Consider the following 12,965-nt stretch of genomic DNA (forward strand, 5'->3'; position numbering starts at 1 on the left):
CTCCGTGACTGATATACCCTCATTACAGGTCCACCCACCCAGAGTTCCGTTCAGTTTCCGGCAAAGTTGCCAGGAACTCTGGGCATGTGGTGACGAGATAGTGTTCGGTGGGCGAGGCGATACTGTGGAACGCGACCCGTTGCGTTCCCGCCGACAGCAGACCCTGTCCCCGGTCGGCGGAGAGCAGGAATTTCCGCTCCCCCGCCGACAAGTCGAAGGTTCGCGTGATCTCGTCGATCGCTTGGGACGCCTGGCGCAGCAGGATCTGTGCGGCGGCGTTGGCCACGACCGCTTTGCCGAGATCGCTGCCCAGCACGTCGGCGATGTCCTGGGTGCAGACGGTCAAGCCCGCCCAGTGTTTCCGGGACGCTTTCGCCATCCTGAACAGGAATTCCGCGCCGGATTTTTCTTGCATCAGGAGCCATGCCTCGTCGACGACGACCAGGCGGGGGCGGCGGATCGCCGGGTTGGATACCCGCCGCCACACCGCGTCCAGCACGAGCAGGGTGCCGATCGGTTTCAGCTCGTCGGGCAAGTCCCGCAAAGAGAACACCACGACATGTCCCTCGGGATTGGTGGTGGTCGGGCCGTCGAAGAGTTGCTTGAATGCGCCCTCAACAAAGGGATGCAGCCGTGCGGCGAGGTCGCCGGCCGAGTCGTCACCGGCCTGACTCGCGGCGGCGAGGTGGCCGCGCAAGATCCGCAGTGTCGGCGCGGGGCGGGTCCAGGTGCGGGCATCGGCGGTGATCCCGACCGACTGATACGTGCCGGCGATGGCCCGATCCAACGCCGCCCGCTCGGCGGCCCCGAGTTCGCCGCCGAGAAGCACGGCGATCACGGTATGCAGGAACAAGCTGCGCCGCAGCAGCGCGTCCTTCGGCGCGGTCCGGCGGCCATCGGCGCGAGTGTGGATGGGCAGGTCGAACGGGTTGAACCGCACACCCTGGGCTCCGAGGTGCACATAGGTGCCACCCACGGCAGTGGCGAGGCGGGCGTATTCGTCCTCCGGGTCGACGACGGCGACCTCGATCCCCCGATACAGCGACCGGAGCAATTCCAGTTTGACCAGATAAGACTTGCCCGCGCCGGAGCGGCCGAGGATGACCGCGTTGTGGTTGTGCATGCCCTCGCCGAAGCGGTCCCAGTGCACCAAACCCTGAGAGCCGACGTTGTAGCCGTAGAGAACCCCCGAGGGCGCGGCCACGCTGGTGGGGTCCGCGGCGGGAAGATCCGGGCTGGTGAAGGGAAACGCCGCCGACAGTGCGGAGGTGTCGAAGGTGCGGCGCATCCCGATCAGGTCGAGCCCCATCGGCAGCGTGGACACCCAGCCCTGCAACGACCGGTAGGTGGTGTGCTTGGCGTCCAGCAACAAACTCGCACACAGCGACCGCAGCGCACCCACCTCATCGGCCAGCGCCCGCTCCGACGGTGCATGCACGGTGAGGTAGAGGCCGACGCGGAACAGCTTGCCCTCGCCTCGAGCGACGCGCGAGGACAAGTCGTAGGCGTCTTCGGTAGCGGCTTCGACCTGGGGATCGAACAGGCGGCCGTGTTCGACGGTGTGCCGGCGCCCGGACTCGAGTTTGGCGAGCTGTTTCTTCAGCCGCGCGGCGGCGGTGGCCGGGTCGATCGGCTCCACATGCAGCGCGACATCGAGGCGGCCCGGAAAGGTGAGTAGTGGGGTGAGCCAGCCTGGGTGTACTTCGCGGGGGAAGCCGGTGACGGCGAAGCTGGCCACCCATTCGTTGCCGACCTCCAGATGCCGGGCCCCGACCGACAGCGCGTCCGGCGTGAACGCGGCACCACCGGTCGCTCCACTGTGGACAATGCCGGGTGTGGCCGGGCGGTGTGGACCGCGCCGGGTGTGTGCTCGGGTGGTCATCACAACCGTCCCCTCTCCGCGACATCGTCTCCGAAGTCGTCGTCGTAGTCCCAGTCATCGATGTCGGTGTCGTTGTGGGGGTCGTGATCGCCGGTGTCAGCGTGGGCACGGTCGGCTCGCCAGACGGCACCGTCGACGAGGTCGTCCGCCACGAGGTCCGGGCCGCTGGTGGTGATGACGTCGTCCGCTCCGGCCAGGGCTGCGGAGGGCGGCAGGAGGGTGTCGGGGTTACAGGCAGAGGCCAGTACGGCGGTGGCCTGCCCTGCATCCAGCGGGGTAACCACGATTCCGGCCGGGGCGAGCAGTTCGATGGCTTCGCCGAGGCGACGTACCAGCCGTGATTCCGCCGCGCGTCGCGCCCCGGCACTCGTGCGATTCGTTGCGGCGGCGCGGTGTCGGCGGCGGGCCAGGGAGGAGAGAACGGCGAGGGGCCCTGGTCCGCCGAGCCCGTCGGTCGGTGCGGCCGTGGCGCCGATGGGCTCGCGCAGCACGAGCAACACCTGCCGGCGCAGCAGATCGGTCTGCTCGCCGAGGTGGGCGAGGTAGTCGGCGTGCTCGACCGCGGCGGCTTCCAGAGCCGGGTGGGGCAGGCCTCCCGCGCGCTCCCGCAGCTCGGTGATCTGTCCGGACAGGTCGAGCCGCTGCGTGCGGACCAGCAGTTGCACTCCGGCGGCGAGCGAGTGCAAATACCGGGCGAAACTGGCGACCAGGGCCTCCTGTTCGGCTGGTGTGCGCAGCGCGAAGTTCACCGTGGACGCGACCGCGACAACGGCTAAACCATCGGCACCCAGGTCCACGACACCGGTGTCGGTGACTGCCGCGGCCGGTAGCCGCAGCGCCGACGGCGAGACCTCCCGCCCAGGTACCGCACTGGTTCGGCCACTGGTGCGCTCGACAGGTGCGGGCCCGTTGTTGCGTCCCGGCCGGGTGGTACTCGCGTTGACGGCCGTGGTCAGCCATTCCGGCGCGGGCCGCACACCCTCGGGGGCGGCAACTTGGTGGCGTGGGCCCAGGTGTTGCCGGATCGCGGCGAACATCAACAGGTCCAGGCTGACACCGTCGCGCCGGCCGAGCGCGAGGATCGCCGCAACCGCCCCGACCGGAATGGCCAGCGCGAAGAACACCGGGATCGGCAAGAACGCGCGGGTGAGGCTCCAGACGGCGTAGAGCACCAAGCCGGTCACGCCCAGGATCGCAAGTTGCCGAGCGGTCAGCGGGCCGAGAACGCGGTCGTGCATGTCGACGTCGGCGGGAATGCGCACGGGTGACGTCATGACTTACCTCCTCCGGGAGTAGGTGGGGTGCGGCGAACGGGCTTGGGCAGGTCCAAGGGCAGCGGAAGTTGCTTGCCCGGACGCGGCGCGGGCCGTGCCACGGGAGGCGGCGTCGCGGGCGCGGGCTTCGGCGGTGCGGGCTTCGGCGGTGCGGGTGCCGCTGGGGCGGCACGACGGATGCCGTCCAGCGGCAGGGGGTATTGCCCTGAGCGGTTCGCACGCGTGCCCTTGTACGGATCGAAGGGCAGTTCCGGCTGCGCCGCGCGCCTCCGTGGCGTCGGTGGTGCGGCCGAGGACGGTGGGCTGGCTGGGCGCGGGGTGCGGCGGAGCCCGTTCAGCGGGAGCGGGTACTGACCTGCCCGGTTCGGGCGATTGCCTTTGTACGGGTCGAAGGGCAATTCCAACTGCGTCCCGCCGCGCGGGCGACCACCCGTACCGCGCTGCCCGGGCGATGGTGGAGTGGGCCTGACGCGTTCGATGTCCAGCGGTAGGCGGTACTGGCCGTCCCGTCCGTGCTGTTTCCACTCCGGCCAGTCATCGCCCAGCGGCAACGCGAGCTGCCGCCCACCGGTCGGGCGCGGTTTCGGTGCCGGTGCGGGCTCGGGTTTCGGCGCGGGACGCGTGCGGCGCACGCCGGTCAACGGCAACATGTACTGCCCGCCGCTGGTGGCGCGGGCGCGGGCGTAGGGGTCGACCGGTCCACGACCACCGCCACCGCGACTGCCGCCCGACGCGCTCGGGTGCTGGCCACTACCGCTTCGGCCGCGGAGCAGGCCGAAGGTCTTGTAGGCGATGAAGCCGCGCACCATCGACCCGAGCAGGGAGCGCCTGCCGCCGCCGCGGAGCGAGCCCAGGAACCAGAAGGGGATTTTGAAGAGCACGTACATGATCGCGATCGCGACGAGCAGGTTGACCAGCCCGTTCATGGTCGGGCCGAACAGCGTGAACCCGCCCGGTGCGAGGAATACCCGCATGGCGGTGATCAGGGTGAGGGACTGGCCGACCTGGATGGCCAGGCAACCGCCGAACGCTTTCCACCACCAGCGGGCGATGCCCTCGGTCTGCGGCAGCGCGTGGGCCATCAGCGCCAGCGGCGCCCCGGCGATGAGGATGATCGTGAGGGCGACGCGGACGATGTAGGTGACCAGCAGGGCGATCAGCATCCCGGCCAGGAACAGGCCGATGAAGATGACGAAGATCCCGCCATTGAGCGAGCCCAGGATGAGGTCGCGCAGCGTCGCACCGGCCGAGCCGGCGTCCACGCCACCGCCCATGACGGCTTGGGCCAGCGCGTTGGCGATCTCGATGCCTTTGGTGGCCACCCATAGCGAGAGGGCCCCGGCGAGGAACCCGACCACGATGCGGGGTGCGATCTCCTTGATCGAGTGCCGGGTCTGCACGGTCTCGTAGGACATGACCAGGATCCCGGCGATCAGGACCAGCAGGCCGTAGCAGGCGAGCAGGATCTGCCACGAGTTGTTCCACAACTCGCCGACGCGGGGTAGTGACTCCGGTGTCGGCGTGGTCAGCAGCGTCCTGGACAACAAGTCCAGCAACGGGTTCAACGCCGCCGTCACGATGCCCCGGAAGAACGCGGTGATCGCGCCGGTGACGCAGCCGCCGATGTTGGTGATCCCGCAGTCGGCATCACCACTGCTGCTGCCGTTATCGCCGGACTGACCTGCGCCGGGACTCGACGGCACGGGAGCCGAAGTCGTGGGCTTTGGGACACATCCCTCACCGGTGCACGGCACGGCCGGCGACGCTGGAGACGGGAGGGACAACCCGCTCGGCGCCGACGGTGTGGGACTCGCTGTCGGCGGCGGGGAGGCCGCAGGCTGCGCGGGGACCAGGCCATTGCGGGGCGCCCCGGCGGCGTTGACGGTCACCGCGCCGCCGAGTACGACGACCAGACTCACCGCCAGCAAAGCCAGCGCGCTTCCTCGCGTCATGCGCGGCAACAATCGCCAGCGCGGGCGGTCACCGGCGTGCCGGGTGCTGCCCGCCGGTGGTGGCGCGAGCAACTCCCGGCAGGTGTCCGCCCGAAGAACCTGGGCGAACTCGCCGGAACGCGGACGATGGCCGGTCGAAACGGCCGGTGCGCGACGGCGACCGGACGTGGTCGGCTCTGTTCGGGACGCCATGGTTCAGGCCCCGACAATGCCTTTGAGGACGGTCACGACCAGGGGCGCGAGCGCCGCCAACGCGTAGCCGATGCCGGCGGCTTTGAAGGCGGTCTTGGCCTTCTCGATCTCGCCGGGGTCACCGCCGCCCATCACGTAGCGGACCCCGCCGATGGACAGGAACACCGTCGCCAAACCGGCCAGGATGCCCATCACCCAGTTCCGGATATTGGTCAAAACCTCATCGACGGACCCGGCCAAGGCCAGCACCCGCGTGGTCGCATGAAGTGTCTGGGCGCACGCCGCTGGCATCGACACCGACGCGGATAGCACGAAGGCGAACGCGACGGTTCCAGCGACCACGACGAGCCGCCAATGACGGACAGTGCGCCGACCCGTCGACCCGGCAAAGGCTGCACGTGCGGTGCCCGCGTCGACCCTCCACTGGGACGCGAGGGAGTCCACCCGGGACGCTGGCAGGGCCGCGGCGAGCGGTGAAGTGTGACGACCGCGGCGAGGCTGACGGGCATCGCCGGAGTGGTCTGATCGGGGGTGGAGAAGTGAAAGGATCAGGCGCATCGCGGCGCTCCCGGAGTCGTGCCCGAGGGCCGCCGGGTGGTGCCGGCTGGCCTGGTGGGCGGGGTGGTGTGCGCGGGAGCGGCTGGTTTCCTCCCGCACCTATCGACTCCGGTTTTCGCGGCCTTTTTGGACACACGCCGCCGCACTTTTTTCGACGACCCTCCATCAGCGACGCTCGCTGCCGGTAAGGGTGCGCGGTGGGGTGTCGTGGAGCGCGCGGACTGGCGGACGGCCGCGGTGATGGTCATTGCGTGGGCCGCACGGATCTCTATTTCGCGTGCGCTCGGGTTGCTGGGGTCGTCGTCGAGGGGCTGCTCGAGGATCCAGGCGGCCAGCCGGTGTTCGGCGCGGCGGCGGAACTTCGCGATGGCGTCGTAGCTCACGCCCCAGTCCTCGGCGGCGTGGTGCAGCGTGTATTCCGGCTCCAGCCGGGTCGCGCCGATCAGGGCGGCTTGGGCGTCGGTGAGCACGCCCTCGGCCACCGCGCGGGCGAGCACGATGTCCTCGTGCCCCCACGGCCGGCGCGGCTCCCGGGAATGAAACGCCTCCTCCCATGGAGTCGGGCGTTCCAACGCCTCGCGGAGGAACAGGTGCCCTTCGCGCAGGGCCGCGCACCGCAGCCGCCACATCACCGACGGACGCGCCAGATCCACGTTCGCCACGGCGGACAGGAACCCGGTCAGGATGGCGGCTTGCAGATCGCTGTGGTCTTGCGCGAACCGCGCACCCAGCTCATAGGCGATGGCGAACAACGCAGGCAGCGCCACCCCGACACACGCCACGGTCCAGGCATCGCCTTTGTCGCGGGACCGGGTCACCAGGTGCGCCCACACCAGATCGACCGCTGCCAGCGGCAGGTCGACATTCAGCAGCAACTCGCGCACCTCATCCACAGGCACGCGCCGGGAGGGCAGGCCGGGGAAGAACCGCCCGTCGATGGACAGCGGTTGGGGTCCGGTGGCCAGCCACTCGAAGGCGGCGCGCGCGGATTCCAGTGGAAGACTGTCGCGCTCGAAAGGCGTGCGGTCGGATACAGGTTTGGCGGCCATGGTCTGCTCCTTGCTCGGCCGGTGAAACAACGACCAGCACAGGACGCCAAACCGAGTCCACCAAAACGCCGCGAAACTGCCACCAAAAGTCCACCAAAACGCCACCGATAACCTTCAAAGATCATTTCGACCCGCCACGAAGATTAACTAGCGCGTTGCCGCACCACCCCCGAATCCTCCAGGGAAGATCATGTGATGATCGTCGGCAATAGCCCCTGAGCTGCTGTGACGTTGGTTTGGTGGCGTTTTGGTGGCGATCCGGTAATAGCCCGCCACCACCGCAGGCAGCCTCGCGCGCTCGTCCCTGACTCGCCTCGCAAGAAGTCCTCAAGAAATTTTCGCCAGCACTCTCACCGGCTGGCGCACGGTCAGCGCATCGCATGCACGCGGGTGTACGTGCGCGAGTCTCTGTCCGCAGATCTTCAATGGGAACGGTCCCGTTTTTTGCCAAAAAAGTCGAGTACGGGTTGTCCAAAAACGAGTCGTTTTCCGGAGTCGATAGGTGTCAGCGCGCACGCCACAGTGCCGCCCATCCCGAAGATTCTGTGAGGCCCTCCATGACCCGTCCCGACCGCCCGGCGCGCCGTTCCCGGTCACACGGCCCCCAGTCGCGCGGAGACTCCACCCGACCCGCGCGCACCCGCCGGGGCGGCGACCGCCGACCCTATCCGACAGCTTCGACCACCACCCGGGTCAGCCCCGCCAAGCCCGGCTCAGCGACCACTCGCACGCAGGCCCGGCGCTCGGCCGAGACGCCCACCCCGGCCACCGTCTGGGCAGCCGGCACGGCGGCGATCGACCTCGACGCGACCTGGCCCACGCCCATCGTTGGCAGGATCGTCGAGGCGTTCAGCGAGCCCGGCCAGCGGGTCGTGTTACTGCCCTGGCCGACATCCGGCGAGCGTCCCCGGCTCGGTGTCGTGGGCGCGGACGGCGTGATCGCACACGCCCCCGGAACCGACCCGGATCCCCAAGTGTCCGACGCGCTGGACGCCGTCACCGGTCTCGACCGCACGGCTCGCGTGGTGCGCGTGGCGGCCGCCACCAATCTCACCGGTCCGGCGTCGCGACCGTTCTGGACCGACCTTGTCGGCGACCCGCAGAGCGCGCCGCTGACCGCCGCCGTGTCGTCGGAGCCGTCACTGGCCAGTCTCGACAGCGCGGTGCTGGACGGCCCCGACGCCGTCCCCGCGGACACGGATCTGGTCATCACCAGTCTGCGTCCCGAGCACAGCGGCGACCACAGCAGCGACCTGGTGGCTCTGGTCGCGGCACGGTTGTTGCGCGTCGGCGGCATCCTCGCCGTCATCACCCACAGCGACTGGACGCACGGCGAGCTCGTTGACCCGACCGGCGCGGTCGTCGCCTCCGCTCAGAACGCCGACCTGCTCTATCTCCAGCACATCGTCGCCCTGCACGTCCCGCTACGCGGCGGCCAGTTCGTCACCGAACTGATCCCCGATCCCGATGGCTCACGTGCCGAACGGGATGCGCGTGCGGTGCACCGCGCGACGGTGCGCGGACTGCCCGCGCCGCATCGGCGCATCCACTCCGATGTCCTCGTGTTCGCCCAGCCACACCAGCACGCACCACTTCCCGTGAGCGCCGCCGAGCGGGCACAAACCAACGGAGTCGTCCGATGACGGGCGCGCAGACACCTCACCCCAACCACGCCGGATGGCACCGTCAGGAAGGCACGCCCGTGACTGACAACCGCGACACCAACACCCCGCCCGCTGCCGCGACCACACCGGCCTCCGCCCCTGCCGAGACCCGGCTCGACGAGCCCACGCAACCACTCCCCCGCGCCGCCATCGAGGCCCTCGGCACCACGCGGAAGAACGCGACCGGCGACGCGGTGCGGGAGCTTCGGGTGTCGGTGTGGACCACAGCGCAGACGTCCCCGGCGGCGCAGCGCAAGGGTCGCTACGTTCCCGCATCGACCGCCCATCCGGCCAAGATGCTGCCCGCCGTCGCGGCCCAGGCGATCGAGCACTACACCGCCCCCGGCGATCTGGTGCTCGACCCGATGTGCGGGATCGGCACCACGCTGGTCGAAGCCGTGCACGCCGGGCGGCGCGCGATCGGGATCGAATACGAACCGCACTGGGTCGACGTCGCCCGCACCAACCTGGCCCTCGCCCACGAGGCTGGGACACCGCATAGCGGGCGGGCGTTCCACGGCGACGCCCGCCAGATCGCCACCCTCCTACCGCCGGAATACCTCGGACAAGCCGCACTCGTGGTGACCAGCCCGCCCTACGGGCCCTCCACCCACGGCCAGGTCGCGGTCGCACCCGGCGAAGGCGTGCAGAAGTACCACCACCGCTACGGCAACACCCTCGACCGCGGCAACCTCGCCAACATCGGCCACCACCGCCTGCTCGCCGGCTTCACCCGCATCCTCGCCGGACTCGTGCCCTACCTGAAGCCGGGCGGGTACGTCGCCATCACCATCCGCCCCTGGCGTGAGCACGCCGAACTGATCGACCTTCCCTCCCAGATTCTCGCCTGCGGCCTGCACGCCGGACTCATCCCCGTCGAACGCTGCGTCGCTCTCCTGGCACGCGCCGGCGACGGCGACTTCATCCCCCGCGGCTCGTTCTTCCAACGCGACTTCATCCGCAAGCAACGCGACACCGGACTGCCCTTGCACCTGATCAGCCACGAGGATCTGCTCACCTTCCGCTCCCCGCTGGGCAAGTCGGCGGGTTCAGGAATCGTGAAGGATCAACAGGATTCTCGAGACCATTTCAGCGGCCGAACACGGCACACCAGAAACCCGTCGAGCGGCTCAGGTGTGCCGGAGAGCGGCGCGGCATGAGCACTCGACACCGCTCCACACCTCGGTCAGCGCGACTCCGCCGCCGTCACGACGCCGGGGGCGGTGCGGGCTGTCATGCCGGAGGCGTTGTCGGTCACCACAACCTCGGGCCCGGTCGCGGGTTCGGTGTGACTCGGCTGTGGCGGACTGGACCTCGGCGCGCTTACCACGCCCGGTGGCAGAGCCATCGTGTCGTGCGCGGCCCCCAGGACAGCAGCCAGCGCATCGGGGAACCGATCACCAAGAAGCCACGGGCAGTGCGGACAGCATCCACCCGCAGAGCATCCTGCACCATACCGCCGACCATGACCGAATAGCTCACCGCTCCGGCAACGTCGGCTGGCGCTGGATCCGCGACAACGGCCCTGTTGGCTGTTCGCCGGGTCGTACCGCTTCGGCCACGCGGTCGACAAACCGCTCGCCGCATAACCCCGACTTCGGTCCTCAAATCTGCGCCCGCGTCGCGGCCTCGACCAAACGGGAGATCCGCCATGCCCACCAACCACACGCCAGACCAGCCCGACGGCGAGGCTGCACGCCGGGCGGCCACCAGTAAGCACCGGTTCCGAGCCCCGCGCTGGGCCTCCCGGATGCTCTGTCCGCATCCCCGGACAATCAACGACCGCGGCGAACCGGATGCCAGACACCCCGGACAGGGATGGCCGGTCCGCCAGCGGGTGCTACGGGAGTACCACGCGATCAACCTCACCAAGGCGCGCCAGGCGTCCGAAGAGATGGTGCGCGCCGGGTACAACACCGGTGCGATTCCCTACGGCTACCGCGCCCAACGTGTCCGGGTGACCCCGGTAGGGCGAAAGCCACGGTGGCGGACCCGGCTGGTGATCGAACCCGTCGAGGCCGCGACCGTAAAGATGCTCTTTGCCTGGCGGGCAGAAGACGGCCTGACCATCGCCGAGATCCACCGGCGACTCACCGCCGCGCGCTACCCGGCCCCGCTGAAGCGGCACACCGGACAGCCGGGCAGGTGGAGTCCTGAGGTCATCAAATCCATATTGCGCAATCCGAAATACCAGGGCCGCCAGGTGTGGGGACGCCGCTGCCACGGCAAGCTCACACCTCGCGCGCAGTGGGTATGGTCGCCCGCCTGGGCGCACCCGCCGATCGTCAGCGCTGAACTGTTCACCGCCGCCAACCAGCGCACCGGGCCAGCCCGGTGATGGTCGCCAACCACCATCCGGACGGGTTGACCGCCGAGGACATCACCGCGCTGCAGCATGCCGTGGACGACGAACTGCGCCGTGAGGGACACACCGTGCCGGAATGGCCGGAACCCCCATGCCTGCCGCCACTTCACCGCCGTAGCCAGAGGCGACCGGGCATACCGGCGCCTGCACGGAAGGAACGAGCGTGAACCCCACCATTGATTCAGACCATCCTGGCGACAACACCACGCCGGTGCCCGGCCCGATCTCGCCCACCGTCACGACGGGGCCACCGCTGCTCTACACACCCGCCGAGGCGGCGGAAAAACTCGCCACTACAGAATCCTGGCTCCGCCGCAAAGCCGGCCTGCGACTCGTCCCCTGCACCTTCATCGGCAAACGCCTGCGGTTCTCCGATGCCGACCTCCAAGCCATCATCGCCTGCGGCAGACGCCCCGCCGGCGCGCTCCCCCGGACTCGCCGCCCGCGCAGGGACCGCCATCGCCACTGACCACCCCGTTGCACCCAAACGGTTGTCTTCCCAAGAACGACTGGCCCTCTGGCCCTGACGGAGCGTTCATGGACGTCCGTCAGGGACACGACCCCCACACCACAGCGAAGGAGTTCACCATGCCCTGGGCCGAACAAACCGGAGACAACACCTGGAGAGTCCGCTACCGCCGCGACGACGGCACCATCGGCTCACTCGCAGGGTTTCCCGACGAAACCGCCGCCAACATCTACATCGCCGACATGGCGGCCGACCAACGCAAAGGCACCTGGATCGACCCCACCGCCGGGCAGATCACCGTAGCCGCCTGGACACCGGACTGGCTCGAATCCCTCGACATCGACCAGCGCACCGAAGAGAACTACCGCAGCTTCCTCAACAAACACATCCGCCCCCGATGGGGAACCACCGCGCTCGCCGACATCACCAACCTCAAAGTCCGCACCTGGGAAAAACAACTCCGCGCCAGCGGACTCGCGAAAACCACCGTCGACAGCATCATCAAATGCTTCTCACTCACCCTCTCCGACGCCGCCGCGGAAAAACTCATCGCCGCCAACCCCATCCAAGCCCGCCGACGCGGCCGGCGACGCCGTACCCAGCGCACACCGCGAAAAATCTGGGCCGAGCCAGCCGAAGTACTGCAGATCGCCGACCAGGTCGCCCTCAAATACGGTGCCGGCGGAGCCGTCCTCGTCGTCACCGCCGCCTGGACCGGAGCCCGCTGGGGCGAACTCGTCGGCCTCCAACGCCACAACCTGCACCTCTACGACGACAACACCGGCCACCTCATCGTCGACCCCGACATCGGCGCACTCCACGAACCCAACACAGGCGTCCCATTCCTCGGGCCACCCAAAACCGAAGAATCCGCCCGTACGATCACGCTCCCCCCGTTCCTCGTCCGACTGCTCCGCACGCACCTGACCACCCACGACCACCCGCACGTGTTCGTCACCCCGAACAAGGAACTCCACCGGCGCAGCAACTTCGCCCGCCGCGCCTTCCGACCCGCCGCCGACGGCAACGCCAACATCGCCAACCCCCAAATCCGGCTCCGCGCGGTCAAACCCGGACTGAAGTTCCACGGACTACGCCACAGCCACAAAACCTGGATGATCGACGACGGCGTCCCCGAAATCGCCCAAGCACTCCGCCTCGGCCACGTCCTCGCCGACAAAGTCCAAGAAACCTACTCCCACGTCGCCCGCGCCGTCGAACAACGCCTCCTCGACGCACTCCAAACCCGCTGGGACAAAGCCACCGCCGACAACACCACACCACCCGAGCAAACCGTCTGGCGGGATGCCGTGTGATCTCCATAGGCGTTGCCACGTTGATCGGATGAAGCGCGGCTCAGCAGCAGCCATTCGTCCCGCTGGCCGGGCGGCACGAGCCGAGCGCGGGCGCCGGCATGGCCGCTGTCCCCGGAATTGCGTGCACCGAGCTAACCGGCTTCCAATCCTCGGCGCGATACGTCCATCGCCAAGATCGTTTCGGCGACGCTAGCGGCAACCGTGGCGTGTGCGGTGTCGAACCACGCCAGGGACTGTCGGCGAT

The 12,965-nt window shown here is 69.0% G+C and carries 10 protein-coding genes; 5 read left to right on the plus strand and 5 right to left on the minus strand.

The features are described from left to right. Nucleotides 1–22: 22 nt before the first annotated feature. The 5 genes from ACFSXZ_RS29025 to ACFSXZ_RS29045 form a co-directional block, all read right to left on the minus strand. Nucleotides 23–1,882 carry a VirB4 family type IV secretion system protein gene (locus ACFSXZ_RS29025; protein WP_378268413.1) on the minus strand — a complete coding sequence of 620 codons (1,860 nt, stop codon included), beginning with the start codon at nt 1,880–1,882 and terminating at the stop codon, nt 23–25. Then, entirely contained in the window at nt 1,882–3,156 is a 1,275-nt protein-coding gene (locus tag ACFSXZ_RS29030) for a PrgI family protein (RefSeq protein WP_378268414.1), read from the minus strand. The genes ACFSXZ_RS29025 and ACFSXZ_RS29030 overlap by 1 nt, the downstream gene beginning before the upstream one ends. After that, nucleotides 3,153–5,300, minus strand: coding sequence for a hypothetical protein (locus ACFSXZ_RS29035; protein ID WP_378268415.1), 2,148 nt, complete (start codon nt 5,298–5,300; stop codon nt 3,153–3,155). Before ACFSXZ_RS29035 ends, ACFSXZ_RS29030 begins: the two co-directional genes overlap by 4 nt. A 3-nt stretch (nt 5,301–5,303) precedes the next feature. Then, nucleotides 5,304–5,591 (minus strand): pilin, encoded by a 288-nt coding sequence (locus ACFSXZ_RS29040; protein WP_378268489.1) that lies wholly within the window; start codon nt 5,589–5,591, stop codon nt 5,304–5,306. A gap of 257 nt (nt 5,592–5,848) precedes the next feature. Then, nucleotides 5,849–6,907, minus strand: a complete 1,059-nt coding sequence (locus tag ACFSXZ_RS29045; RefSeq protein WP_378268416.1) for a hypothetical protein — start codon at nt 6,905–6,907, stop codon at nt 5,849–5,851. A gap of 557 nt (nt 6,908–7,464) precedes the next feature. On the opposite strand from ACFSXZ_RS29045, the gene ACFSXZ_RS29050 reads away from it, so the two are divergent. The 5 genes from ACFSXZ_RS29050 to ACFSXZ_RS29070 all read left to right on the plus strand — a co-directional run bounded on the left by ACFSXZ_RS29050 (nt 7,465) and on the right by ACFSXZ_RS29070 (nt 12,721). Further along, nucleotides 7,465–8,550 (plus strand): hypothetical protein, encoded by a 1,086-nt coding sequence (locus tag ACFSXZ_RS29050; RefSeq protein ID WP_378268417.1) that lies wholly within the window; start codon nt 7,465–7,467, stop codon nt 8,548–8,550. Then, nucleotides 8,547–9,731 (plus strand): TRM11 family SAM-dependent methyltransferase, encoded by a 1,185-nt coding sequence (locus ACFSXZ_RS29055; RefSeq protein ID WP_378268418.1) that lies wholly within the window; start codon nt 8,547–8,549, stop codon nt 9,729–9,731. The genes ACFSXZ_RS29050 and ACFSXZ_RS29055 overlap by 4 nt, the downstream gene beginning before the upstream one ends. 491 nt (nt 9,732–10,222) lie before the next feature. Further along, nucleotides 10,223–10,909, plus strand: coding sequence for a recombinase family protein (locus tag ACFSXZ_RS29060; RefSeq protein WP_378268419.1), 687 nt, complete (start codon nt 10,223–10,225; stop codon nt 10,907–10,909). 190 nt (nt 10,910–11,099) lie between these two features. Further along, nucleotides 11,100–11,405, plus strand: a complete 306-nt coding sequence (locus ACFSXZ_RS29065; RefSeq protein WP_378268420.1) for a DNA-binding protein — start codon at nt 11,100–11,102, stop codon at nt 11,403–11,405. A gap of 68 nt (nt 11,406–11,473) precedes the next feature. Next, complete coding sequence (locus tag ACFSXZ_RS29070; RefSeq protein WP_378268421.1) at nt 11,474–12,721, plus strand: tyrosine-type recombinase/integrase; 1,248 nt, start codon at nt 11,474–11,476, stop codon at nt 12,719–12,721. Nucleotides 12,722–12,965: the final 244 nt, after the last annotated feature.

Origin of the sequence: Amycolatopsis pigmentata, assembly GCF_042684065.1 — a bacterium.
Taxonomy (GTDB): Bacteria; Actinomycetota; Actinomycetes; order Mycobacteriales; family Pseudonocardiaceae; genus Amycolatopsis_E; species Amycolatopsis_E pigmentata.